We start from the raw sequence: 23458 nt of genomic DNA, 5'->3' as shown, positions 1-23458 counted from the left end.
TGGCGAGGCAGCCGTCGGCGGCAGGCGAGCGCAGCGAAGCAGGCGTGGTGGCCGCGTCCCGGTCGGTTGCGTCCCGCTGTGCCTGCGCCGGGCGGAGCGTGCGCAGTGTCATGATCGCCATCACGTTCGGTGACTGATCCACGACACGAGGTGCGTGCAATGCGACGTCGGGCCACCGCCCTGCTGGCAGCGGCGCTGCTGGGCTGCTGCCTCCCCCCGGCGGCCGGCGCCGCGCCGCCGGCCGCCGCAGTCACCGCCGGGCCCGCAGCCGTCGTGCCCTTCGACGCCGCGCCCGCCCAGGCGAGTCTGCGACGCCTGCTGCCCGGCCGGGCCGACCGGTTCCGGCTGGTGCCCGTGGCCAGGGGAACCGCGGGCGACTCCTTCGCGGTCAGCGGCGGCGGCCCGGAGCCCGTCGAGGTCCGGGGTACCTCGGGGGCGACCCTGCTGAGCGGCGTCGGGTGGTACCTGGAACAGGTCGCCAAGGTGGACCTCGGCTGGCCCGGTGACAGTCTCGGCCGGCTGCCCGCCACGCTGCCCGCCGTGGGCGGCACCGTCAGCCGGGCGGCGACGGTGCCGCACCGGTACGCGCTCAATGACACCGACGCCGGCTATTCGGGCCCGTATCGCGACTTCGCCGCCTACCAGCACGAGATCGACCTGCTGGCCCTGCACGGGGTCAACGAGGTGTTCGTGCAGACCGGCGCGGAGTGGGCCTACCACCGGGCGCTGCAGCAGTTCGGTTACGGCGAGGAGGAGTTGCGCGCCTGGATCCCGGCGCCCGCGCACCAGAGCTGGTGGCTGTTGCAGAACATGGCGGCCTTCGGCGGTCCGGAGTCGGCCCGGCTGCTCGACGCCCGAGCCGCGCTTGGCCGCGAAATCGCGGACCAGTTGCGGGCGTTGGGCATGACGCCGGTGCTGCCCGGTTTCTTCGGCACCGTGCCGCCGGGCTTCGCCGAGCGCAATCCGGGGGCGCGGGTGGTACCGCAGGGCTCGTGGGTGGGGTTCGCGCGCCCCGACTGGCTCGACCCGACCGGCCCGGTCTTCGACCGGCTCGCCGCGGCCTACTACCGCGCCCAGCGCGAGCGGTTCGGCGACAGCACGATGTACAAGATGGACCTGCTGCACGAGGGCGGCGTGCTCGGCCCGGTCGACGCGAGCCGGGCCGCCGGCGCGGTGCAGGACGCCCTGCGGGCGGCGCACCCGGGCGCGACCTGGGTGATCCTCGGCTGGCAGGACAACCCGAGTGCCGCCCTGCTGGACGGCGTCGACCGGAGCGGTCTGCTGATCCTGGACGGTCTGGCCGACCGCTACCCGCAGGGGCAGCTCGACCGCGACCGGCAGTGGCGCGGCACACCGTACGCCTTCGGAACGATCGACAACTTCGGCGGCCACACCAGCATCGGCGCCAACACCGCCGCCTGGGTGAGCCGGTTCCAGCAGCAGCTGACCGCTGCCGGCAGCGCCCTGCGCGGCATCGCCTACCTGCCCGAGGCCACCGGCGGCGATCCGGCCGCCTTCGAGCTCTTCACCGAACTGGCCTGGCAGCAGGGGCCGATCGACCAGCGCGCCTGGTTCGCCGACTACGCCGCCCGGCGCTACGGCGGTCCGGATCCGCATGCCGCGGCGGCCTGGGAGCTGCTGCGCCAGGGTCCGTACAGCATGCCCGCCGACGGTTGGAGCGAGCCGCAGGACGGCCTGTTCGCCGCCCGCCCGAGCCTGACGGCCGCCACCGCCGCGACCTGGAGCCCCACCGCGATGCGCTACCCCGCCGACTCGGTGCGCGCGGCGCTGGACCAGCTGCTCCAGGTCGCGCCCGCCCAACAGGGCTGCGACGCCTACCGGTTCGACCTGGTGAACGTCGCCCGCCAGGCGCTCGGCAACCAGGCCAGGGAGCTGCTGCCGCGGATCGCCGCGGCGTACGCGACCGGGGACCGGGCCGCCTTCGGGGCGCTGACCGGGCGGTGGCACGACGACGAGCTCCTGCTGGACCGACTCCTCGCCAGTGATGCCCGCTTCCTGCTCGGGCGCTGGCTGGCCGAGGCCCGCTCCTGGGGCGCCGACGCCAGCGAGCGCGGGCAACTGGAGTACGACGCCCGGTCGATCCTCACCACCTGGGGCGACCACGGCCCGAGCGAGGACGGCCAGTTGCACGACTACGCCAACCGCGAGTGGTCCGGACTGCTCACGGGCCTCTACGCGCAGCGCTGGAGCGCCTACTTCGCCTCCCTGGACGCCGCGTTGGCGAACGGCGGCGAGCCGGCAGCGCTCGACTGGTACGCGCTCGACGACGCCTGGGCGCACCGGAGCACGGACGACGCCACCGCCACCGCCACCATCGGCACCGGCACCGGCACCGGCACCGGCACCACCGAGCCGACCGAGCCGACCGCCACCGAGCCGACCGGCGACCCGGTCGCGCTCGCCCGGACGGTGGCCGCGACTCTGGCCGACTCCGCCGCAGCGGAGCGGATCAGCCGTCCCGGCGCGACCCCGGCTCCGGGCGCGGTGCCGCGGCCTGGCGCAGCAGGCCGTGGGCCCAGCGCTCGTTGAGCCCGGCCAGGAAACCGATGCCGCCCCAGTAGAACCAGGCCTTGATCAGCGCGTCGTGCCCGGCCGCCGAGAGCGGTCCGGGGGCGCACAGGTCGACCGGGGCGGCGGGCGGGGTCAGGATGCTGAGGATGCCGCCGTTGATCAGCAGGAAGAGCGAGGTGGCCAGGAACCAGCCCACCACCACCCGGTACCAGCCCTCCTGACGCAGCGTCCGGGACCACTGCACCGGATCGGCCAGCAGATCGCCGTGCCCGGGCCGGCGCCGGCTCAGGTGGGCGGAGTCGCGCAGCCGGATGATCACGCTGAAGACGGCGCCCATCGCCCCGCCCGCGAAGCAGACCAGCGCGTGCAGCAGCGCCTGCTGCTCGGGGCAGCCGAGGGTGGCGCCGAAGAGCCGGGGCGCCCACCGGCCGAGGAGCAGCACCACCAGCAGCACCACCGGGCTGATCATGAACCCGCAGGCCACCCCGGTGTTCAGGCCCCGCGCCCCGGCGATCGCGCTGTCGACCGCGAGACGGGCGTCGGCCGAGGCCGCCGCCGCGTCCAGCCGGTCGGTGCCCGCCCCGCCGGCGACGGCGGCCAGCGCGCGCAGCAGGTCCTCGGCGACGGCCTCGCGGGTGCGGCGCTCGAAGGCGCGCTGCGCGGCGACGTAGAGCTGCTCGACGCTGAGCATCAACGCGGGTTCGGTGTACCGCAGTTCCTGGAGCCGTTCGGGCTCGATCCCGGGTGCCTGGTCGAGCGCCCGCACCTCCTGGTCGGCCGCGCCGAGCAACCACTCACGAAACCCCCGCCACATCCGCGGGCCCTCCCCCGTACGCGTCCGCCCCAACTCCCCCACCACCAGAGCCTACCGGCTGACCGAGGCCGGTCTCAGGGGTTCGGCTCAGCAGTCCGGTTCAGGGTTCCGGTTCAGCGGTCCGGCAAAGCGAATCGGCTCAGCGGTCAGGCTCAGACGGGCACTTCGGGGACGGCCTCGCTCGGGCGCGCCTGGGCGAGCAGGGCGGCCAGTCCGTCGATGAGGCGTTCCAGGCCGAAGGCGAAGCGCTCGTCCATGTTCGGGGTGGTGAGGTCGTCGGCGAGGGCGACCAGGTTGGGGAAGGTCTCCTCGGGCAGGCCGCGCAACTGTGCGCTGACGGCGGTGGCGACCTCGGCGCGACTGGTGCCCATGGCCTCGGAGGCGGAGATCGGGGTCTGCTCCTGGAGGACGAAGCCCTGGACGTAGGCGCCCAGCAGGTAGGTGCAGAGCGCCGCGTCGGCATCGGCGAAGCCGGCGGCCCGCAGCCGGTCCAGCTGGTCCTCCATCAGGCCCAGCAGGTGCGGCCCCAGGGCGAAGCGGCCGGCCACGACCTTGGCGGCGTCGCGCCGGGAGAGCAGCAGCCGGCGGTGGCGCAGGCAGTACTCGCGCAGCTGCTCGCGCCAGTCGCCCTGGCGCAGCGGCGGCTCGGCGTCGGCCATCAGCGCGTCGGTGAGCAGGTCGAGCAGCTCCTCCTTGTTGCGGACGTGCCAGTAGAGGGAGGCCGCCTTGACCCCCAGCTCGGTGGCGACCTTGCGCATGGACAGCCCGTTGATGCCCTCGCGCTCCAGGACGCACAGGGCCGCCTGGGCCAGCGCATCCCGGGTCAGCCCCGGCTGCGGGGGGTGTTCGTCTGTTCTTTCGCCCGCCACCAGCAACCTCCGTCGGAAAAGGTTCTTGCAATCTAACACCGTTAGGGGCATTCTGGCCCACAGCAACGCCCCGTCTAACACTGTTAGGGATGCCATGATGGACCCGGCTGCCCGGCGTAAGAAGCTCGCCCTTGGCACGCTGTGCATCACCATGTTCATGTCGATGCTCGACAACGTCATCGTCAACAACGCGTTGCCCCGCATCGGGGAGCAACTGCACACCGGCGTCAGCGGCCTGCAATGGGTGGTCGAGGGCTACAGCCTCATCTACGCCGGCCTGCTGCTCACCGGCGGTTCGCTCGGCGACCGCTACGGCCGTACCCGGGTCTTCAAGATCGGCCTGGCCCTGTTCACGCTCGGCTCGGCGGCGGCCGCGCTCTCCAACTCGATCGGCCTGCTGGTCGCGGCCCGGATGCTGCAGGGCGTCGGCGCCGCGCTCCTCGCGCCGGGCAGCCTGTCGATCCTGCGGCACGTCTTCACCGACGACACCGAGCGGGCCAAGGCGATCGGCACCTGGTCCGCCTTCTCCTCGCTGGGCCTGGCCGTCGGCCCGGTCCTCGGCGGGCCGATGGTCCAGCACCTCGGCTGGGCCAGCGTCTTCTGGATCAACGTGCCGATCGGCGTGCTGGGCCTGGTGATGGCCTCCCGGGTGCTGCCCGAGCTCGCGACCTGGGCCAAGCGCCTGGACCTGCCCGGTCAGGCCCTCTCCGCGGTGGGGCTCGGCGCCCTGGTCTACACGCTGGTCGAAGGCCCCGCCCGCGGCTGGACCGACGGCGTCGTGCTGGGCTGCGCGGCCGGCGCGGTGGTGGCCCTGACGGCCTTCGTCGTGGTCGAGCTGCGCACCACCGACCCGATGCTCGACCTGCACTTCTTCAAGGACCGGGTGCTCACCGGCGCGGTGGTCAGTGGCTTCATGATCAGCTTCGGCGTCTTCGGCACCTCGTTCTTCCTGCCGCTGCTCATGCAGGGCATCATGGGCTGGACCCCGTCGAGCGCTGGGCTGGCGGGCCTGCCGATGACCGCGATGCTGATCGTCGCCGCACCGCTGTCGGGCCGGATGACGGCCCGCAAGGGCCCCCGGATCCCCATCGTGGTCGGGCTCGCACTGTGCGCGGTGGCGCTCGGCGGCCTGTCGCTCTACGACGGCCACGCCCACTACGTCGCGTACCTGTGGGTGCTGTTCGTGCTGGGCTTCGGGATGGGCATGACCTTCACGCCGGTCTCCATCGCGGTCATGATGCGCGTCCCCCCGACCAAGGCGGGCATGGCCTCCGCGACCGTCAACACGCTGCGCGAACTCGGCGGCGTGGTCGGCGTCGCAGTGCTGGGCGCCATCCTCACCAGCCGCCTCAGCGCGGTGCTGGCCGCACCGCTGGGCCGGCTCGGGGTGCCCTCCGGCGCCCGGCACGACATCGCCAACGCGGTCACCAACTCCGGTGCGGGCCAGGCCTCCGCCCTGCCGCCGGCGATCCACACGGTGGTCGACAACGGATTCGTGGAGGCGCTCCACCTCTCGCTGCGCTGCGGCGCCGCCGGGCTGGCGGTCGCGACCCTGGTGGTCGCCTACCTGCTGCGCCCGGCGCCGTTCCCCGCCGCGCCCCCGGCCGCCGAGCCGACGCAACAGGACGCCCCGGCGCACACCTGACGTCGACTCGGCTCCGCGCCGCGGTCGTTGCCGACTCGGACCGGCAACGGCCGCGGCGCCCCCTTGCTCCGGGCAGGCCGTCAGGGCGCTACGCCGTGGGCTGCTGCCCGTCGTTGAGGAAGAGCACCGCGCCACGGGTGCGGGCGCGCCAGACGGCGGCGAACCAGGGCCGCTGCTCGGGCTGGAGACAGGGCTGCCACTGCTCGAACTCGCGCCAGGCGAAGTCGTCGTGCTCGGCGCTCAGTTCGACGGCCGGGACCGCTGTCTCGCCCGCGCCCACGGTTCCGCCGTCGAAGCAGAAGTCCACCACCGCGGGCCAACCATCCGCCGGTGCACGGTAGTCGACGGCGAGCAGCGGCAACGTGCCCGGCAGCAGGAGGCCCGTCTCCTCGTACGTCTCGCGGACCGCCGTCACGTTGGGCTGCTCGCCCGCGTCGGCCAGGCCGCCCGGGATCTGCCACCACGCCGGATGCCCCGGGTAGGCGTGGGCCTGATGGAGCATCAGGATCCGGCCGGCCGGATCGGTGAGCAGCACCCCGGCGGACACCACGTGCCGGGGCAGGGTGGCGGCGAACTCCTCGGGCCGTATGGCCATGGTCGTCATACTCGCTCCTCTCCTCCTGGCCGGAGCCGGCAATGCCGTCCGGCGCCGGTCCGAGCGCGCTCGTGTTGATCAACGAACGGGCGGCCGGACGGGCACGGTGCCAGGCCGAACGATCGGCACGACCGGCCACGACCGGCCGCACCCGGCTCAACCGGCGGCGGCCGGCGGTGCGAAGCAGAGGCTCGCCATCGGGGCGCGGGTGGTCCAGCCGAGGGTGGTGTAGAGCGCCCGGCCCGCCGAGCTGGCGACCAGGACGCCGGTCTCAGCACCGGCCTGGTGGGCGGCGTGCTGGAGGGTGCGCATCACCACGGCGCCCAGCCCCCTGCGCCGATGGGCGGGCGCGGTCTCGATCTGGTCCGGCACGCCGACCCGGCCCGCCACGGCGAGTTGGCCGCGGGCGGCGAGCTGCCCGTCGGTGGTGCGGATCAGCACCCGGACGACATCCCCGCGCGTCCAGCTGGTGCGGACGTAGCCGGCCGGCAACCGGACCCGCTCGGCGCCGAGCGGACAGCTCATCAGGAAGGCCGGGGCGTCCAGCCGCCAGTCCGGGGTGACCCAGGGCCGGACGGTGTCGTCGTCGGCGAAGAGCTTGAGCCAGGTGCCGGGGGCACTGGTCACGGCCACGAGCTCGCCGACCTGGGCCGCGGTCGGCTCCGGCAGCACGTGCCGCGCGACGTGCCCGGTCAGCCCGACGTCGATGGTCCAGCCCCAGGGCTCGACGGCCGGATCCGAGGCGCCGCGCGAGACCACCCAGCCGTCGATCCACATCCGCACGAGCCCACTGACGCCGACGGCCGTCATGCTTCCCCCAGAGAGTAATAGGCAAAGTGCCTCTGGGCATCTTACCTGGTACCGCTCGGCACCCCCCGGAGCGTCCGCACCCGGTTGCGCAGCCGATCCCCCAGGAGCCTGGCCAGTTGCCGGTACTGCGCGCTCGCCGGCGAACCGTGCCAGAGGACGAAGTCGTCCCGACGGTGCGTGCCCGGGCGGTCGGCGACCTCGTGCGCGGCGTCCCGGATCGCCGACAACTGGGCCATGGTGAACGCCAGCGGCGGCTCGTCGGGCTGGTACCGGCAGCCGGTCGGGTAGTCCCGGCCCGGTCGCCGGGTCATCTCGATGTGGCAGCCGAGCACCCGGGTCACCGGCCGCTGCCGGCCGAACTCGACGAGCCGGTCGAGGCTGGCGAGGAACGCGGGGAAGTCCTGCACGTACAGCCGCCCCGGGTAGACCGTGTCACCGGTGAGCAGGAACCCGCTCCACGGGTCGTAGACCGCGATCGAGGACGGATGGTGCCCCGGACAGCCGGTGACCTCCAACACCCGTCCGCCCAGGTCGAATTCGACCACCTGCTCGGGCCAGGCGGAGAAGCCGAAGAAGGCCCGCACCTCGTCGGCCCCGGTACCCGCCACGGTGGTGTGCGGCCGGTCCGCGAACTGCGGATCACCGGCCGTGTGGTCGCCGTGGGCGTGCGTGTGGGCGACCACCAACGCGTAGTCCGCGCGCGGATTTTCGGCCAGCCAGTCGGCCAACAGGGCGTCCACCGTGGCGCGCAGCGGGAACCTGGCGGCATCGGCGGTCGCCCCGGTGTCGAGCAGCAGCGCCCGTTCGTTGCCCAGGAAGAGGTAGAGGAACGGCGCCTCGTAGTGCACGGCCTTGTTCTGCCGGAGCAGATAGGTGTGCCGGTCGTGGGCGTGGACCTGGATCGGCGGGTCGGTGTTGCGACGCACGGAGGGCGAGCCGTGGATCCACGCCGGTTCCGGGGCCCCTGCGACCGGAGCGCCGAGGGTGAAGTCGAGCCACGAGGAAGCCATCGGCCCAGGCTACCGAGCGTCCCGCTACTTGTCGCTGCCAAGAGGTTTGCGATACAAAGTTCTTGCCGAGCTCAGCCGGGCTCAACGGGGGAGGGCCAGATGAACGGGCAACAGGACGACCCGGCAAGCGGTCGGACGACCGATCAGCCGACCGATCAACTGCTGGACGTCAACCAGGCGCTCTCCCTGATCGCCGCGGAACACGAGCACGTCCGGCGCCGGGTGCGCAACAACCCCGTGCTGCTCTTCACGGTGTGGGGCGGCGCCTGGCTGGTCGGCTTCGGCACCACCTACCTGGCCTACGGCCCCGACCGGGTGCTCCCCGGCTGGCTCGGTGCCGCAGTACCCACCGTGCTGATCGTCACCGCACTGATCTGGTCGATCGGCTACTCGCTGCGCACCGGCCGCGGGGTCAGCGGCCCCTCGCGCACCGTGGCCGCCCTCTACGGGTGGAGCTGGTCCCTGGGGTTCGGCTGCCTGTCGCTGGTCAACACGGCGCTGATCCGCCGCGGCCTGAGCTCCGACACCGCGGCGATGCTCTGGTCCTCCTCCTCGCTGCTGCTCACCGGAGTGCTCTACCTGGCCGGGGGCATGATCGACCAGGACAAGGTCCGCTACAGCCTGGGGGCGTGGACCATGCTGTGCGCGGCGGGCGCGGTGCTCGCCGGCGTCCCGGGCAACTTCCTGGTCCAGTCGCTGGCCGGCGGGGGCGGCTTCCTCGCGCTGGCCGGGTACCACGGGTACCAGCGGGCCGCGGCGCGGCGGTCGCGGCCGTGATCCCCGAGCTGGATCCGGTCATCCACGCCCAGGCCCGCCTGCGCGTCACGGTCGCGCTGGCCGCGCTCGCACCCGACGACCGGATCACCTTCCCGCGGCTGCAACAACTCCTGGCCATGACCGCGGGCAACCTCTCCACCCACCTGCGCAAGCTCGAAGACGCCGGATACGTCGAGATCACCAAGACCCACGCCCGCCGCACCCCGGTCACCCAGGTCGCCCTGACCGCCACCGGTCGCACGGCCTTCGAGACCTACACCGCGACGCTGCGCTCGCTGCTCGGCCCCTGAGCCGGCCGGCGCCGCCGATCCGCGGACCGGCGGCGAGCACGCCGCCCACCAGCCTTCCATCCCTCGCCTGGAGCGCCAGTCATGAGCAGCACCGCCAGCGGATCCCCGCTCCCCCACCCGGCCGGTCCCGCCCCGAGCGGCACCCGGGCCGGCGGTCTCAACCGCGCCGAACTGCGCGGCCGCGCCATCGGCAGCAGCGTCCTCGCCTTCTTCGCCTTCGGCTGGACCGTCTGCGGCACCTCCGACCTGCACTCCTCCCCCCTCACCGCCGCGCTGCTCACCGTCGCGGCCCTCGCCTCGCTCGCCGTGTTCGGGTTCGCCGTCCAGGCCGGCCGGCAGGCGGCGCACGCTCCCGCGGGCGGGGACCGGGCCCGCGGAAAGGCCGCCGGGCGCCGGTTCGGACTGATCGTCACCGCCGAGTGGATCGGGATCTTCGCCGCCGTCCGCGCCCTGGACGCCACCGGTCACCCGCACCTGATCACCGCCGTGATCGCGCTCGGGGTCGGCATCCACTTCTTCCCGCTGGCCCGCCTGTTCAGCGTCCCGGTCTACGACGTCACCGGCGCCGTGCTGTGCCTGATCGCCCTGGCCACCCTGCTGCTGGCGCCGCTGACCGGCTCCGACGTGCTGTGGACCCTGCTGCCCGGCCTCGGCAGCGCGCTCGGGCTCTACGCCACCTGCGCCCACGTGCTGCGCGGCGTGCTCCGCTGACCACCGCTCAGCGGGCCGGTCGGCGGTGGGCCGCGCACGCGGAACGGACCGTGCTCCACGGGGGTGGGCACAGTCCGTTCCGCGTATCCGGCCCCAGCCAGGGACCGGAACCGGAGAGGCCCTAGCCTCGCTTGTCGGCGCCGGCCTTCTCCGCCGCCGCCGCGTCGCCGTCCGCGTTCCCGGCGTCGGCCTGGTCGGCCCCGGCCTTCTCCGCGGCCGGCTTCCCGGCATCCGCCGGCTTGCCGTCCGTCGCGGTGTTCTCGGCCGACGCCGCCTGCGCGGGGACCGTCTCGGGGTCCGCCGCCGGGGCCTCCTGGCCGGCCGCCTCGAACGCGGCCACGTGCGTGCGCACCTCCTTGAGGGTCAGGTCCAGCAGATTGGCCGTGATGTCCAGGCCGCCGAAGGCCTCCACCGCCCCGGCCACGGCCCGGCTCAGCCCGGCCTGGGCCAGGGCCATCTGCTCCAGGGAGTGGTTGTAGGCGTCCAGGGCGGCGAGCTGGAGCCGGTGACGTTCTTGTACCTCGTTGCGCCGACGGAGCGCTTCCGTCTGTGGTTCTGCGATGCTCATACCCCCATAATCTCAGCCCGCCGAGCCGTGCCGCAGCCAAAGGCCGCCACCCCTGAAACCAGGTCACCTGAAGCCCGGTCATCTGGTACGAGGTCAGCTCTTCCCGTACGCACCCGGCACCCGGGTCAGCCGCGCCCGACGCTCGCCCAGGCGCGGCCCGCCGCCGCCAGGTCCGCCTCGGCGTGGTCGCGCTGGGCGCCGTACAGCACGCCGTAGCCGAAGGTGTCCTGGCCCAGCCGCCGGGCCTCGGCCGCGACCAGCAGGATCGTCTGCTCCGCGACCACCGCGTCCTGGTAGCGCCCCAGCGGCTGCTGGATCGCCTTCAGGTCGTCCGCCAGCCGCCGTCCACGAGCCCCGAGCGCGGGATAGAGGCACTCGGCGGCGTACCGGGCCCGCTTGGCCGCCTTGCGGGCCTGGTGCACGGCCTCGTCCCGCCGGTCGCCGGGCGACTGGGCGAAGGCGGTGCGCAGCCGGCGTCCGGTGCGCCGGCACTCGCGGCGCAGCGTCCGCCGGGCCACCGAACGCCCGGTCGCCGCTTGCTCGCGCAGCGGGGGCCGCTCGGCGAAGCGCTCCAGGCTGTCCAGCAAGCGGCGGTAACGCGGGCCGTCCAGCACCGCGAGCACCTCCGTGTGCGCCTGACGGTAGCGGTGGCTGAACCAGCGTTCCAGCAGGGCGCGCAGCTCCTGGTCGTCCGCCGGCGCGGTCAACTCCGCGGCCTGAGCTGCCAGTCGGGCACCGGTGACCTCTGCGTCCCGGGCCCGGCCGAGCAGGCCGCCGAGCCAGCGCAGCTCTTCGCCCAGCCGGTCGGTGCGCCGCCTGCGCAGCAGTCCGCGGTGGGCGGTCAGGGCGCTGCGCAGCCGCCGCTGGCTGATCCGCATCTGGTGCACGGCATCCGGCTCGTCGAGCCGGACGGCCAGATCGAGGGCAACCAGCCGCTCGGTGTGCCGGCGCAGGTACGCCGCCAGCGCCGCGGCGGTCGCCCCACCGCCCCCGCCCCCGCCCTCGCCACCGCTCTCCGCCCGCAACAGCCGGGCGAGTTCGGCGAGCCCGGCGCGTTCGGCACCCCCAGCGCCCCCAGCCCCCTCAGCGCCCTCGGCACCGGTCGCGGCGGGCCGCAGGCCCTGCCCGCGCAACACCCGCGCGACCGCCGCCCGCAGCTCGTCGCCCCCGGCCACCAGCGTGAGCCCGGTCCGGGCCCAGGTCCGCCTGCCCCCGGCCAGCCGCCCCTTGGGCAGGGCCTTGGCCGACACCCGCTCCCCGAGCAGTTCGGCCAGCGTGCGGCCACGGCGGTCGAGCAGCAGCACCCGGCTGCGGACGGTCCGCAGCCGGGCCACCGCGACCAGCTCCCGCCCCCGGGTGCGGGCCCGCACCAGCACCGCCAGCCGGGCGGGCACGGCGCCCGGCGCGCCCGCGTCCAGCGGCACCGTGATCTCCCGGGGCTCGCCGTCCGCGCCCGGCACCGTCAGCCGCCACCCCGGCTCGCCGCCGCTGGTGCGACAGCGCAGCGTGCCGCCCCGGCGCAGCAGGCGCAGGTCGGCGGTGTCGTAGTAGACGTCGACCAGGTGCTGCGGCGGCGCGGCCTCGACGGCGGCGACGCCGGGCAGCCCGCGCGACCTCAGCCGGCGACCGGCCGCGCCCTCGAAGAAGGACTGGTCCTCTCGGTGCACAGTGGCCATACGCCTACGATGCGCCTGCCGACCGCCGGACCGCATCACCCCGGGCCACCCGTCACGTTCGGTAGCCGCCACCGTTGCTCCGGGGGCGACCGAACGGGCGGACGGCCGCTGGTGCACCATGATCATGCAGCGAGAACCGACCAGGCGGGGGAGAGACGTGGCGGCCACGCAGACCGGCGGACTGATCATCTTCTTGAACGGAACGTCGAGTTCCGGCAAGTCGAGCATCGCGAAGGAACTGCTCACGGTCCTGGACGAAACGTTCTTCCACTTCCCCGTGGACGCCTTCCACGCGATGCGCGCCCGCAAGGAGTGGACCCCCGACGAGCTGAGCACCGTCCTCCGGCACACCTGGACGGGCTTCCACCGCGCGGTGGCCGGGATGGCCGCGGGGGGCAACAACGTCGTGGTGGACCACCTCCTCAGCGAGCCCTGGCGGCTCGACGACTGTCTCGACGTCTTCGATCCCGCGAATGTCGTCCTGGTCGGCGTGCACTGCCCGCTGGAGGAGCTGGAACGCCGCGAGCGGGCCCGCGGCGACCGGCCGTCCGGGCTGGCCGCCCGCCAGATCGGCCCGGTCCACGCCCACGGCAGCTACGACGTCGAGTGCGACACCAGGATCAGCAGCCCCCGCGACTGCGCCGAGCAGATCAAGGCCTTCCTGCCGCACCGCCCCACCCCCACCACCTTCGAACGGCTGCGCTCGGCCCGGCTCCAGGCACGCTGAGATCGGGCGGGTCCACCGGCCGGATCCGGTCACGGGGCCGCAGGCCCGCTGGTAGCTTCGTGCCGTGAGCGAGCAACTGCCCGGCGGCGCCATCGAGCTGACGGCCGAGGAGATCGATGCCCTGGACGCCAGGTGGGCATCCTGCTGGGGCCCGAGCGAGGTCGCCCGGCGGCTGGCCGGGATCGGCACGCCCTGGTACGTGGCCGGGGGCTGGGCGCTGGACCTGTTCCACGGCAGGCAGACCCGCGCGCACGGCGACACCGAGATCGGGATTCCGGCCGCGGGCTTCGCCGAGGTCCGGGAGCGGTTCCCCGGTCACGTCTTCGACGCGGTGGGCAGCGGCCGGATCTGGGAGGGCGCCCCGCCACAGGCGCTGGCCGCCGTCCATCAGACCTGGCTGCGCGATCCGGCCACCGGCGACTACCTGCTCGACGTGTTCCGCGAGCCCCACGACGGCGACACCTGGATCTGCCGACGCGACGAGACGATCCGGCTCCCCTACCGCGACGTCATCCGCCGCACCCCGGACGGCGTCCCGTACCTGGCCCCCGAGCTGGTCCTGCTGTTCAAGGCCAAGGGCGACCGCCCGCAGGACCAGGCGGACTTCGAGGCGGCCGTCCCACAGCTGACCCCGGCCCAGCGCGCGACCCTGGCCGACCTGCTCGCCCGCGTGCACCCGGGCCACCGCTGGCTCGCGCAGCTGTAGGGTCCTGGGCCGGGCGGCCTACTCCTCGCCCAGCAGCTCGGCCCGGCGGGCCAGCGCCCAGCTGCGCTCCGCCTCGATGTCCGGGACGAACTCCCGCTCCAGGAAGGTCGACCAGGGCTCCACTCCGAGCGGGCCAAGCCTGGCGATCCGCTCGGTCTCCCAACGCTGCAGCCGGACCAGCGCGTCCAGCACCTCGGCCGGGTCGACCCCGCCGTAGGCGGCGCAGAGCAGGCGCAGCCGACGGGCCAGCGGCGCGCCGTCCGGGCCGTAGCCGGCCCTGCGCTGGCGCTCGGGCGAGCGCAGCGGCACGCTGTACCAGGCGAGTTGGGCCAGGTCGTCGATGGGCTCACCGGGGACGGCGAGGTCCCAGTCGATGACGCCGACCAGCCCGTCCGGCATCCAGACCGAGTTCCAGGTGCCGAGATCGCCATGACGCATGATCAGACCCGGTCGCCACGGCACGTCGCCGCCGGCCCACAGCGCCTGCGGCGAGGGGCGGAAGTCGCGGACGGCCTCGTGGTAGTCGCGCAGCCAGCGGCCCAGCGCGACCACGCCCTCGTCGGCGAGCAACGCCGGCGGCCACGGCGAGCCGCCGACCTCACCGTGCAGCAGCGAGAGCACCTCCTCGCCCTCCTGCGGGCCCCCGCCCAGCACCCGGGGCGCGCCGGTGAAGCCGACCCGTTCCAGGTGCCGCAGCAGTTCCCCCACCGCGGCGCTCCAGGAACGCCACGGCCGCCGGATGGACTCCCCCTCGCGTCGCACCAGCGACAACCCGCCCTGGACCGACTCGCCGTCTTCGATCATGGGCGCAGCCTAGTGCGGTCCCTCCGCCGCCCCCACCGGTTTTCCGGCCCGCGCACGGCCGCCGATAGGGTGATCCCATGATCGAACTGGTGATCTTCGACTGTGACGGTGTCCTCATCGACAGCGAGCGGCTGGCGGTCCGGGTGGACGCGGTGGTGCTCGCCGCACTGGGCTGGCCGATGAGCGAGGAGGAGATCGTCGAGCGCTTCGTCGGCCGCTCGCACTCCTCGATGACCGCCGACATCGAGGCACACCTGGGCCGGACCCTGCCGCCCGACTGGGACGCGGAGTTCAAGCCGCTCTACGACGAGGCCTTCGAGCGCGAGCTGACGCCGGTGACCGGCATCGTCGAGGCACTGGACGCCATCGACCTGCCTACCTGCGTGGCCTCCAGCAGCAGCCACGCCCGCCTGCGCCGCACCCTGGGCCTGACCGGCCTCCACGAGCGCTTCGCCGGCCGGATCTTCAGTGCCGAGGAGGTGACCCACGGCAAGCCCGCCCCCGACCTCTTCCTCCACGCGGCCCGCCGGATGGGCGTGGACCCGAGCGCCTGCGTCGTGGTCGAGGACAGCCGCTTCGGCCTCGCCGCCGCCCGCGCCGCCGGCATGCGCTCCTTCGGCTACTGCGGCGGCCTGAGCCGCGCGGACCGCCTGGCCGGGCCGGGCACCGTGGTCTTCGATGACATGCGCAAACTCCCGGAGTTGCTGACCGCGGCGACGCAGGCGCTGGGGTAGCACCCGCCGCGCGAGGCAGCCGGGCGCGCCAGGTCGGCGCGGCTGGCGAGGGTGCGGATGGCGGCGGCATAGGCGGGCCAGCTGTCGGGGGGCAGGAAGTGGCCGACGGTGGGGAAGGTGGTCAGGCGGGCGCCGGGGATGGCGGCGGCGAGGGCGCGGGCTGCCGCGACCCGGACCAGGGGGTCGAGGCCGCCGTGCAGGATCAGGGCGGGGGCGGTGATGTCGGCGAGCCGGCCGCCGTGCCAGGTGGCGCCGATCTGGCGGCTCTGCGCCTTCGGGTCACGGAAGCTGACCACCCCGTGGGCCGCCTCCCGGGCGGCCAGCTCGCGGAAGACGGCCGCCTGCTCGGGCCCGAAGGCCTGGCCGGCCGGAGCCATGGTGCGGCCGATCAGCTCGGCGAAGGCGAGGTCGGCGTCCGGCCCCTCGGGGAGGCGTAGCCGGGCGAACCGGGCCACCGTGCCCAGGCGCAGGTAGCGCAGCACGGCGAGGCCGCTGACGTCGCTGGGCACCGCGGAGGAGGAGGTGAGGCTGCGGACCCGGTCGGGGTGGCGGATCGCGGTCCGCTGGGCCAGCAGGCCGCCCATCGAGTGGCCGAACAGGTGGGCACTGGACCAGCCGACGGCGTCCAGCACCGCGATCGCGTCGTCCGCCAGGTCCTCGCCGGTGTAGGCCGGCGCCCGCCGCCGCAGCAGGGCGCCGATCGGGCGCCTGCCCGACCCGTCGGCCCGGTCGGGCAGATGCGTGGACTGGCCCGCGTCGCGCTGGTCGTAGGCCACCACGTGGAAGCCCTGGCCCAGCAGCTCGTCCACCAGGCCCTGCGGCCACCAGAAGCGCGAGGCCGCCAGGCCCATCACCAGCAGCAGCGGGTCGCCACCCGCGCCGCCGAGGTCCTGGTAGGCGATCTCGATGTCACCGTGGCGCGTGAAGCAGGTCATGGCTCGTCCCCTTTCGCAAGCGGCATCCGCAGGCACCATGCGCAAACCGCATTCGCATACGGTGTTCGCAAACAGCATTCGCGAACACTGTATGCGAAAGTGAGGGCGCCGGCCACCACCCGGGACAGGAGAGCCGAAGCCGAAGGGACGCCCTACCGCGCCAGCGGCTCGTCCGACGAGTCGGCGTCCACCGGGCCGAACCGCGCCGCGTAGTCGCACAGCGCCGCGCGGTGGGACTGACCGGTCTTGGTCAGCAGGCTCGCGACGTGCTTCTCCACCGTCCGCGGCGAGATGTACAGCCGCCCGGCGATCTCCTGGTTGCCCAGGCGCGGCCCGAGCAGCAGCAGCACCTCGTACTCACGGGCCGTCAGGCCCTGGCGGCGCAGCTCCGGCGGTACCCGGTCGGAGCCCGAGCGGCGCTGCGGGACGGTCGCGCCGGCGCGGCGCAGCAGGTCGCGGCAGGCGCTGGCGACGGCGGGGACGCCCGCGCCGTGGAAGTACTCCTCCGCCGTGCGCAGCCAGGGCACCGGATCGCCCCAGCCGTCGGCCAGCGCGGCCTCCGCGACCAGCCGCAGGCCCAGGTGGCGGGCCATCAGGAAGGGCGCGGAGGCCTCGCGGGCCTGGGCGACCGCCCGCTCGGCCTCCTCGGTCCGGCCCGCCCGGCCCTGGTGCACGGCGTAGGCCAGCCGCTCGAACTGCCGGTTCCAGAGCAGCCCGGCGCCCGGGTCGAGGCGCACCAGCTCGTGCTCGGCCTCGGTGGCCCGCCCGGTCAGCACCCGCAGCAGCGGGCGCAGTCCGTAGCGGCCGTTGAAGTAGAAGACGGTCGGGTTCTCGTCCTCCCAGGCGCGGGCGTTGTCCAGCTCGGTCAGCGCCTGCTCGCGGTCCTCCTCCAGCAGCGAGCACATCGCGCGGCAGTTGCCGAAGACCAGCGGCATCTTGAGCGAGCGGTCGCCGTCCCAGCGGTGGAACTCGGCCAGTTGCTGCTCCATCTCGCGGCGCCGGCCCTGGTGTGCGGCCAGGGCGGCCCGGGTGAGCAGCAGGTACTGGTGGTTGTCGACGTGGCCCAGCCGGGCGGTGGCCTCGGCACAGCGGTCGGTCAGCGCCCGGGCGGTGGCGTACTCGCCGCGGAAGACGGCCTGGCTGGCCATGGTGGCCTCGGCGGTGTGCCCGAGCACGATCGCGCCGAGCTCGACCGCCGCGCGGTGGGCGCGGGCCAGTTGCTCGCTGGTGCCGTTGCGCATGAACTCGTTGGCACCCAGCCGCAGCAGCGCGTCCAGCCGCCAGGTGGTCAGGCCGTGCCGGGTGGCCAGCGCGAGCAGCCGCTCCAGGCAGGCGTCCGCGCGGTCGAAGCCGTGCCGTCGCTCCAGCAGCGCGAGGAACTGCAGGGCCTGGCAGGCCACTTCCGGCAGCCCGGCCCGTTCGGCGTCGTCGGCCGAGCGGCGGGCCAGCCGTTCGGCCTGGCTGGTCCGGTGCTCCCCGGCCTCCCCGGCTGCCGCACCCGCACCCGCCGTCCCGACAGCGCTGCCCGTCCCGTCAGCAGCACTCACACCACCCGCACCACCCGCCCTGCTCGCCTCACCGAAGCCGGCGAGGACCAGGTTGGCCTCCACCACGTCCAGCGCCGGGGTGATCGAGCCGCTGTCGAACCGGCCGAGCAGGCGCCGCACCAGCGCGACCCGGGCGGCGGCCTCCTCGTGGCGCAGCGCCGAGACCGCGCCCCAGGCGAGGCGGGTGTGCAGCGCGGCGGCACGGGCGTCGTCCAGCGCGCCGGGGCCGGTCAGCGGAAGGGTGTCGGCCAGTTCCAGGGCCCGGTCCAGGCGGCCGGTCTCCACCAGGGTGTAGATCAGGGCCTCCAGGACCGTGCCGGCCTCGTCGCTCGGCCCGGAACCGGAGATCAGCGCGTGGGCGTGCTCCAGCAGCGAGACCGCCGAGGTCACCGCGCCGTCGCGGAGCGCTGCCTGGCCGGCCTGGGCGAAGAGCAGGGCGGCGCCGCGGGTGTCACCGGCGGTCAGTCGCAGTACGGCGACCTGCTGGCACCAGTCGCCCGGCAGGCCGGGGTAGGCCTGCTCCACCGCGGCGGCGGCGCGCACCGCGATGTCGGCGCGCTCGCCCGGCAGCAGGTCGGCCAGCAGGGCCTCGGTGGTCAGGGCGTGCCGGAACTCGTACCAGTCGGCCACCGGACCGCTGGGCGAGATCAGCTGGGCGTCGATGCCGGCCCGCAGGTGGACCAGCAGGCTGCGGTCGTCCAGGCCGGTCACCAGTTTGAGCACCGGCAGGGCGAAGCGCCGGCCCAGCACGGCCGCGGAGTGCAGCAGTTCGCGGCCGACCGGGCTGAGCCGGCCCACCCGCTGGGCCACGCTGTGCACCACGGTGGCCGGCACGTCGATGGACAGGTCGCCGCTGACCCGCCAGCCGTCCGCGCCACCGAGCAGCACATTGGCCGCCACCATGCCGCTGAGCAGCTCCTCGACCACGAAGGGATTGCCCTCGGAGTCCTGGACCAGCTTGTCGGTCAGCGGCTGCGGGAGCTGTCCCGCCCCGGCGCCCAGGCAGGACTCGGCCACCAGCCGCACCTGGTCGGGCGTCAGCGCTCGCAGCTCGGCCAGCACGGCGCTGCGCCGCCGGCCGGCCGCGCGGGCCAGGTCGTCGGCCGCCCCGGCCCCCGGGCGCAGCGTGACCAGCAGGAAGACCGGCAGCCCGGCGAGGTTGTCGACCAGGTACTCGATCACCGAGAGGGTCTCGGCGTCCGCGTCGTGCAGGTCCTCGATCACCAGCAGGCAGCCCGGTTCCTGACCCGAGCTCGGATCGCGGCCGACCGCGGCGAGCAGGCGCAGCACCGCCTCGGCCGTCTCGACCAGCGAGGTGGTCCCGTCCGGCGGGTTGGCGCCGCGCCACTCGGGCACCAGGCCGCCCAGCGCCGAGCGGTAGGGGGCCAGTTCGGGGTCCTGCGGCGGGCCGCCGATCCGGAACAGGGAGAGCAGGGCCTCGGCGATCGGGCGGAACGGCATGGCGGCACCGGTGGCACTGCTGCGCCCGCGCAGCACCGCCAGACCGCTCGCCACCGCGCGGAACGCACTCTCGGAGGCGAGCCGCGACTTGCCTATTCCCGCGTCGCCGAGCAGGAAGACAGCGCGGCCCGCCCCCTGCCGGGCGGCCTGCAGGGAGGCTTCGACGAGCGCGAGTTCCTCGTCCCGCCCGACCAGCACGGGCGATGTGGTCAGCATGGCCGGAGGCTATCGCCCGCCTCTGTCATCCGCCATGGTGGGTGTCCCGGCCACCCCGACAGCTGAGGTGGAGAGTGCACCTCGGCTGCCGGGTGGCGGATGCTCAGCAGGGGACGGTCGCCGACAGGACGGTCAGCAGGGACTGGAGACGCTGGTTCCGTTCGGCATCAGGGTGGTGCTGCCACGGCCGAGCGCCGCCGAAGCGGTCAGGCCCGCCAGCACGGCGGCCCGCCGGCCGGTACCGGGGCGGTCCTCCAAGGTGATCTCGCCGGCCGGGTGGACGTGGGCGGCGCCCGTCCGGGCATCCGGGTCCTTCCAGTACCGGACCAGTTCTTCGACGTTCATGGCTTTCCTTCCCGTGGGCAGCCGCGCGGCGGGGTCGAGCCGCGCTGGTGGCCGTACGACGTGGTGGTGGTGACGCACGGCCGGTTCAGGTGTGGTGGCGGTCGGGTAGGCGGACGGGGGGACAACGGGACAACGGCCGCACCGGTGGTGACGGTTCACCGCGAAGGTGCGCGGCGGCCGGGCGCGGCAGCGGGTTCACCGTGGTGGTGACTGGAGCAGGAGCACCGAGGGTATCCGGGTGCCGAAGCCGAGGCGAAGCAGCCCGTGGCCGATTCCGGCCAGTCCGTTGAGCAGCCCGGGGCTGCTGACCCGGTTGGGCGTGCCGCACTGCGGACCGAGCCGGTCCAGCGAGGTCAGCAGCGCCCCGGCCCGGGCGACGGCGGGACCGGCCATGGTGCGGCCGTCCGGTCCCGCCGTCAGCAGCAGTTCGAGCGAGCCCAGTTCGCCGTGGCACAGGCTGTGGTTGGGCAGCGGTCCCTGGTCCGCGAGCGCGGCGACGGTGCGCTCGACGAAGGCGGCCAGGCCCGGCGGCGGGGCGACGGCCCGGCTGTCGGCCACGGCCAGGGCAAGGCCCGCCACACCGCCGCACCAGCCGGCGACCGCCGGTCCCCCCGGCTCCTCGCCCCGGTCCCGGGTGCCCGCGCCACGCCCCGGTGCCGACGGGCCGGTGTGCGGGCGCCCCGCGGGTGCCCGGCCGGACGGCGGGTGCGAGGTCCGGCCGGCCGCCGCGTGGCCGGCCACCGAGTGGGCCGCGATCGCCCGCTCCAACTGCCGCTGGCCCAGCTCCGCGTACTCCTGGCCGCCGCCGGCCGCCGCGAACCGCAGCAGCGACCAGCCCACGCCGGCCCGGCCGCTCGCGAAGCCGCTCGGGGCGCAGCCGGCGGCCGGCAGCCCGGCCAGCTGCCAGGCGCAGCGCTCCGCGGTGTCGAGCGCCAGCCCCACCCCGCTGGTGCGGTGCACCGCGACCATCGCCGCCAGGCAGCCCGCCAGCCCGGTCAGCACGCCGTACTCGTCGCCGTGCCAGGCCCCCTCCCCCGTGTGCTCCCGGCACTCCCCGGGCCGGCCGCCGAGGTCGGCGGCAACGGCCGCCACCGAACGGGCCGTCAGCAGCACCGCCTGCTCGGTCCAGCCGGCGATCTCGGGGTCGTCCAGCAGACCGGACAGCTGGCTGAGGGCGTAGGAGATGCCGCCCAGCCCCTCGAAGCCGCCGCAGCCGACCGCCGCCAGCTGCTCCGGGTCGGCGGCCAGCGCGGCCAGCACCTCGGGCACCGGGCGCAGCGCCCGCCGGGCGACGGCGGCGTACCGCTCGATCCCGGTCAGGTCGGCGAGCTGGGCCAGGAAGAGCGCCGTGCCGCAGTAGCCGTTGGCCAGGCCCGCGCCCTGCGGCATCACCGCCCAGTGGCGGTCCTCGATCGGCTCCAGCGTCAGCCAGTTGACCCGGCTGCCGTCGTCGTGCGCCCCGGTCAGGATCTGGTCGGCGATGCCGCACGCGGCGGCCAGCAGCCGCTCGGGGTCGGGGACGGTGCCCTCCTGGCGGCCGGTCAGCGGCGTGCCCACCTGGTGGGCGTCGCCCTCCCAGCGGGTGGCGAGCGAGGCGCGGATGATCCACTCCTGGTCGTAGCGGTCGGTCCGGCTCATCGCGTGCAGCTGGTCGGTCACCCGGTCCAGGCCGCTCTCGGCGAACGCGGCGGCGGTGGTGGCCCCGCCGATCGCGGGCCGCGCCGCGGTGGGGCGGCAGGTCAGCAGCGGGATGTCGCCCGCCCACAGCTCGGCCAGCTCGGCGCCGACCAGCGGCCAGCGGGCCTGGTCCCCGGCCGACTCCCGCCACAGCAGGTCGAGCAGCCGGTCCCGGTCCAGCGCGTCGCGCAGCACGTCGGGGTGGGTCGACTCGTCGAGCAGGGTGGCGTAGCGCTGGGTGTCGCGGACCACCACCCGGGTGCGGTCCTCGGCGAAGCGCGCCAGCAGGCCGCTGGGGCCGGTCAGTTCGCCGCGGTGGGCGCTGATCGTCTCGTAGCCGGCCCGGAACCCGGCCAGCAGCGGCTCGGTGAAGGTGCCGGGGTCGGCGTCGGTGCCGTTCCAGCTGGGCCGGTTGTCGGCGCCGCGGAACACCGACGGGGCCCGGACCAGCAGCATCTCGTCGGTGCCGGGCGCCTGCCAGCCCACCGCGTCGCCGGGCAGCGGGCGGCCCTTGTCGCCGCCGAGCCCGGAGACGTCCAGCGAGCCGCGTTCGCCCACCCGCAGGTGCGGCAGCAGCGCGATCCGGTAGACCGAGCGGTGCAGGGCGTGCAGCGCCGGGTCGCCGCCGGTGGCGCCGGGCGGGGTCAGCGCGGGGTGGAAGAGCGTCTCCAGGTCGACCAGCACCGGCTGGTCCGCGCAGGCGATCAGGTTCTCGTAGTGGACGTCGGTGCCGCCCAGCGCGTGCAGCAGCGCGAGCAGCGCGCCGGTGCGGTAGTAGAAGCTGTCCAGCTGGGCGGCCCAGGTGCACGGCGCGGCGGCGGCGTACTCCAGCCAGCCGTAGCCGGGCCGCTCCAGCAGCCGCAGCACCCGCAGATCGACGTTGGGCAGCCGGGTGTTGAGCCAGCGCAGCGCGGAGTTGAAGTGCCCGTGCACGGCCTGCGGCCGGGGCTTGTAGACCAGTCGGTCGCCGGAGGCGAAGCGCAGCAGCGCCACCGCCCGGCCCCCGTCGTGGCTGTCGCCGGCGCTCAGGTCGATCTCGGTCAGCGCACCGGGGTTGCGACCGCCGAGCAGGGTGGCCACCAGCTCGGCGCGGTCGGCCCGGAACCGCTCCAGCAGCTCGCGCCAGGCCGCGACGGCGTGTCCGGCGCGCTGCGCCAGCAGGCGGGCCAGCACCGGGTACTCGGTGAGCAGTGCGGCCAGCCCGGCGCGCTCGCCGGTGCGGTGCACGAAGTCGGCGAAGCGGCGCTCCGGGGTCTCGCCGACCAGGCGCTCACTGACCCGCAGCACGTTGAGCTCCAGCACCAGGGTGCGCCGGGCCAGGTGGACCAGCCGACTGCTCAGCTGGCCGCGGAAGCAGTCCCCCAGGGCCCGCAGATCGGCGACCGACGCGAGGCCCGCCGCGCGGGCGGCGGCGAGCAGCTGATCGGTGGCGTCCTCGGTGAAGGGGGCGAGGATCGCGCTGAAACCCTCGTCCCAGGTGAACGCGCGGCCGCCGGCGGGCAGTCGGGGCGGGGCCGCGGCGAGCACCCGTTCCACCGTCTCGGCCCAGTCGGGGCGCTCCAGACGGGCGGCCAGGGTCTCGGGGGCCTCGGCGAGCAGGGTGCGAAGTCCCTCCTCGTCGAGGCCCACCTCGCCCAGCCGGGCGGCGAACAGGCCCGGTTGGGCGAAGTCCGCACGCCACCGGCTCAGCCGCCGGTTCGCCCGTTCCGCCGGGTCGGGCGACCCGCCGTGCTGCCCGGACGGCGGCCCGCAGCGCAGCCGTTCGGTGAGAGCCACACCCCGCACCCACCAGGGTGTCTCCTGTTGCGCCGTGCTGTCGGCCGTCCCCGCCTCGGTCATGCCACCGAGCATGCCATTGCACCGGTGGGGCGACATGGGGGGTCGGCCCCCATATTTGCGGCGGCCCTGATGGCGACGGGCCGACTGCGGCGGGCTGACTGCGGAGAGCCTGCTCGCGGTGGGCCTGCTCGCGACGTGCCAGCTCGCGACGTGCCTGATGGCGGCGGCCG

General features: G+C 74.8%; 20 protein-coding genes. 8 read left to right on the top strand and 12 right to left on the bottom strand.

Annotated features, from left to right (window positions below):
* Positions 1 to 159 precede the first annotated feature (159 nt).
* Positions 160 to 2550, top strand: a complete 2391-nt coding sequence (locus OG500_RS33750) for an alpha-N-acetylglucosaminidase (RefSeq protein WP_329585774.1) — start codon at positions 160 to 162, stop codon at positions 2548 to 2550.
* Here OG500_RS33750 and OG500_RS33745 read toward each other — a convergent pair.
* The gene (locus OG500_RS33745; protein WP_327070639.1) at positions 2471 to 3346 is read right to left on the bottom strand and encodes a hypothetical protein; all 876 of its coding nucleotides are present in this window, start codon (positions 3344 to 3346) and stop codon (positions 2471 to 2473) included. The two genes, OG500_RS33750 and OG500_RS33745, sit on opposite strands and share 80 nt — an antisense overlap.
* Before the next feature lie 152 nt (positions 3347 to 3498).
* A complete protein-coding gene (locus OG500_RS33740; protein WP_327070638.1) occupies positions 3499 to 4215 on the bottom strand; it encodes a TetR/AcrR family transcriptional regulator in 717 nt (238 codons plus the stop codon).
* A gap of 97 nt (positions 4216 to 4312) precedes the next feature.
* Here OG500_RS33740 and OG500_RS33735 point away from each other — a divergent pair, with 97 nt between their 5' ends.
* Positions 4313 to 5860 carry an MFS transporter gene (locus OG500_RS33735; RefSeq protein ID WP_329585770.1) on the top strand — a complete coding sequence of 516 codons (1548 nt, stop codon included), beginning with the start codon at positions 4313 to 4315 and terminating at the stop codon, positions 5858 to 5860.
* Positions 5861 to 5948: 88 nt separating this feature from the next.
* Here OG500_RS33735 and OG500_RS33730 read toward each other — a convergent pair whose 3' ends face one another.
* From OG500_RS33730 to OG500_RS33720, 3 genes are all read right to left on the bottom strand, one after another.
* On the bottom strand, positions 5949 to 6464 hold the full coding sequence (locus OG500_RS33730; RefSeq protein WP_327070636.1) for an NUDIX hydrolase: 516 nt from the start codon (positions 6462 to 6464) through the stop codon (positions 5949 to 5951).
* A 147-nt stretch (positions 6465 to 6611) separates the two neighbouring features.
* On the bottom strand, positions 6612 to 7265 hold the full coding sequence (locus OG500_RS33725; RefSeq protein ID WP_327070635.1) for a GNAT family N-acetyltransferase: 654 nt from the start codon (positions 7263 to 7265) through the stop codon (positions 6612 to 6614).
* Positions 7266 to 7306: 41 nt separating this feature from the next.
* Positions 7307 to 8275 carry an MBL fold metallo-hydrolase gene (locus tag OG500_RS33720; protein ID WP_329585767.1) on the bottom strand — a complete coding sequence of 323 codons (969 nt, stop codon included), beginning with the start codon at positions 8273 to 8275 and terminating at the stop codon, positions 7307 to 7309.
* 99 nt (positions 8276 to 8374) lie between these two features.
* On the opposite strand from OG500_RS33720, the gene OG500_RS33715 reads away from it, so the two are divergent.
* From OG500_RS33715 to OG500_RS33705, 3 genes are all read left to right on the top strand, one after another.
* Positions 8375 to 9052, top strand: coding sequence for a hypothetical protein (locus tag OG500_RS33715; RefSeq protein WP_329585764.1), 678 nt, complete (start codon positions 8375 to 8377; stop codon positions 9050 to 9052).
* Positions 9049 to 9342: a transcriptional regulator gene (locus OG500_RS33710; protein WP_327070632.1), complete on the top strand. Its 294-nt coding sequence runs from the start codon at positions 9049 to 9051 to the stop codon at positions 9340 to 9342. The genes OG500_RS33715 and OG500_RS33710 overlap by 4 nt, the downstream gene beginning before the upstream one ends.
* 81 nt (positions 9343 to 9423) lie before the next feature.
* The gene (locus OG500_RS33705) at positions 9424 to 10053 is read left to right on the top strand and encodes a hypothetical protein (RefSeq protein WP_329585761.1); all 630 of its coding nucleotides are present in this window, start codon (positions 9424 to 9426) and stop codon (positions 10051 to 10053) included.
* A 121-nt stretch (positions 10054 to 10174) separates the two neighbouring features.
* On the opposite strand, the gene OG500_RS33700 is transcribed toward OG500_RS33705, so the two are convergent.
* Both OG500_RS33700 and OG500_RS33695 read right to left on the bottom strand, forming a co-directional pair.
* A complete protein-coding gene (locus tag OG500_RS33700; protein ID WP_327070630.1) occupies positions 10175 to 10621 on the bottom strand; it encodes a hypothetical protein in 447 nt (148 codons plus the stop codon).
* A gap of 125 nt (positions 10622 to 10746) precedes the next feature.
* On the bottom strand, positions 10747 to 12297 hold the full coding sequence (locus tag OG500_RS33695) for a CYTH and CHAD domain-containing protein (protein WP_329585756.1): 1551 nt from the start codon (positions 12295 to 12297) through the stop codon (positions 10747 to 10749).
* Between the two features lie 157 nt (positions 12298 to 12454).
* Here OG500_RS33695 and OG500_RS33690 point away from each other — a divergent pair, with 157 nt between their 5' ends.
* Together OG500_RS33690 and OG500_RS33685 are read left to right on the top strand one after the other, a co-directional pair.
* On the top strand, positions 12455 to 13024 hold the full coding sequence (locus tag OG500_RS33690) for a chloramphenicol phosphotransferase CPT family protein (protein WP_327070628.1): 570 nt from the start codon (positions 12455 to 12457) through the stop codon (positions 13022 to 13024).
* A gap of 64 nt (positions 13025 to 13088) precedes the next feature.
* Positions 13089 to 13730, top strand: coding sequence for a nucleotidyltransferase domain-containing protein (locus OG500_RS33685; protein WP_329585752.1), 642 nt, complete (start codon positions 13089 to 13091; stop codon positions 13728 to 13730).
* An 18-nt stretch (positions 13731 to 13748) separates the two neighbouring features.
* Here OG500_RS33685 and OG500_RS33680 read toward each other — a convergent pair whose 3' ends face one another.
* Positions 13749 to 14534: a phosphotransferase gene (locus OG500_RS33680; RefSeq protein ID WP_329585749.1), complete on the bottom strand. Its 786-nt coding sequence runs from the start codon at positions 14532 to 14534 to the stop codon at positions 13749 to 13751.
* 77 nt (positions 14535 to 14611) lie between these two features.
* Between OG500_RS33680 and OG500_RS33675 the strand changes: the two genes are divergently transcribed.
* On the top strand, positions 14612 to 15268 hold the full coding sequence (locus OG500_RS33675) for an HAD family hydrolase (protein WP_329585746.1): 657 nt from the start codon (positions 14612 to 14614) through the stop codon (positions 15266 to 15268).
* Here the strand turns inward: OG500_RS33675 and OG500_RS33670 are convergent.
* The 4 genes from OG500_RS33670 to OG500_RS33655 all read right to left on the bottom strand — a co-directional run bounded on the left by OG500_RS33670 (position 15154) and on the right by OG500_RS33655 (position 23288).
* Positions 15154 to 16203 (bottom strand): alpha/beta fold hydrolase, encoded by a 1050-nt coding sequence (locus OG500_RS33670; RefSeq protein WP_329585743.1) that lies wholly within the window; start codon positions 16201 to 16203, stop codon positions 15154 to 15156. The genes OG500_RS33675 and OG500_RS33670 overlap by 115 nt on opposite strands.
* A gap of 152 nt (positions 16204 to 16355) precedes the next feature.
* A complete protein-coding gene (locus OG500_RS33665; protein WP_329585740.1) occupies positions 16356 to 19427 on the bottom strand; it encodes a helix-turn-helix transcriptional regulator in 3072 nt (1023 codons plus the stop codon).
* A 132-nt stretch (positions 19428 to 19559) separates the two neighbouring features.
* Positions 19560 to 19772 (bottom strand): hypothetical protein, encoded by a 213-nt coding sequence (locus tag OG500_RS33660; protein ID WP_327070622.1) that lies wholly within the window; start codon positions 19770 to 19772, stop codon positions 19560 to 19562.
* 195 nt (positions 19773 to 19967) lie between these two features.
* Complete coding sequence (locus tag OG500_RS33655) at positions 19968 to 23288, bottom strand: type 2 lanthipeptide synthetase LanM family protein (RefSeq protein ID WP_329585737.1); 3321 nt, start codon at positions 23286 to 23288, stop codon at positions 19968 to 19970.
* Positions 23289 to 23458 lie beyond the last annotated feature (170 nt).

This window comes from Kitasatospora sp. NBC_01250 (genome assembly GCF_036226465.1).
Lineage (GTDB): Bacteria > Actinomycetota > Actinomycetes > Streptomycetales > Streptomycetaceae > Kitasatospora.
The sequence above is the reverse complement of the archived record's forward strand: the minus strand, read 5'-3'. Positions and strand labels throughout refer to the sequence as shown.

Excerpts from the sequence above, each read along its gene's own strand:
- OG500_RS33750 (WP_329585774.1), top strand. The coding sequence starts at position 160 with ATGCGACGTCGGGCCACCGCCCTGCTGGCAGCGGCGCTGCTGGGCTGC.
- OG500_RS33745 (WP_327070639.1), bottom strand. The coding sequence starts at position 3,346 with ATGTGGCGGGGGTTTCGTGAGTGGTTGCTCGGCGCGGCCGACCAGGAG.
- OG500_RS33735 (WP_329585770.1), top strand. The coding sequence starts at position 4,313 with ATGGACCCGGCTGCCCGGCGTAAGAAGCTCGCCCTTGGCACGCTGTGC.
- OG500_RS33730 (WP_327070636.1), bottom strand. The coding sequence starts at position 6,464 with ATGACGACCATGGCCATACGGCCCGAGGAGTTCGCCGCCACCCTGCCC.
- OG500_RS33725 (WP_327070635.1), bottom strand. The coding sequence starts at position 7,265 with ATGACGGCCGTCGGCGTCAGTGGGCTCGTGCGGATGTGGATCGACGGC.
- OG500_RS33720 (WP_329585767.1), bottom strand. The coding sequence starts at position 8,275 with ATGGCTTCCTCGTGGCTCGACTTCACCCTCGGCGCTCCGGTCGCAGGG.
- OG500_RS33715 (WP_329585764.1), top strand. The coding sequence starts at position 8,375 with ATGAACGGGCAACAGGACGACCCGGCAAGCGGTCGGACGACCGATCAG.
- OG500_RS33705 (WP_329585761.1), top strand. The coding sequence starts at position 9,424 with ATGAGCAGCACCGCCAGCGGATCCCCGCTCCCCCACCCGGCCGGTCCC.
- OG500_RS33700 (WP_327070630.1), bottom strand. The coding sequence starts at position 10,621 with ATGAGCATCGCAGAACCACAGACGGAAGCGCTCCGTCGGCGCAACGAG.
- OG500_RS33695 (WP_329585756.1), bottom strand. The coding sequence starts at position 12,297 with ATGGCCACTGTGCACCGAGAGGACCAGTCCTTCTTCGAGGGCGCGGCC.
- OG500_RS33680 (WP_329585749.1), bottom strand. The coding sequence starts at position 14,534 with ATGATCGAAGACGGCGAGTCGGTCCAGGGCGGGTTGTCGCTGGTGCGA.
- OG500_RS33675 (WP_329585746.1), top strand. The coding sequence starts at position 14,612 with ATGATCGAACTGGTGATCTTCGACTGTGACGGTGTCCTCATCGACAGC.
- OG500_RS33670 (WP_329585743.1), bottom strand. The coding sequence starts at position 16,203 with ATGACCTGCTTCACGCGCCACGGTGACATCGAGATCGCCTACCAGGAC.
- OG500_RS33665 (WP_329585740.1), bottom strand. The coding sequence starts at position 19,427 with ATGCTGACCACATCGCCCGTGCTGGTCGGGCGGGACGAGGAACTCGCG.
- OG500_RS33660 (WP_327070622.1), bottom strand. The coding sequence starts at position 19,772 with ATGAACGTCGAAGAACTGGTCCGGTACTGGAAGGACCCGGATGCCCGG.
- OG500_RS33655 (WP_329585737.1), bottom strand. The coding sequence starts at position 23,288 with ATGACCGAGGCGGGGACGGCCGACAGCACGGCGCAACAGGAGACACCC.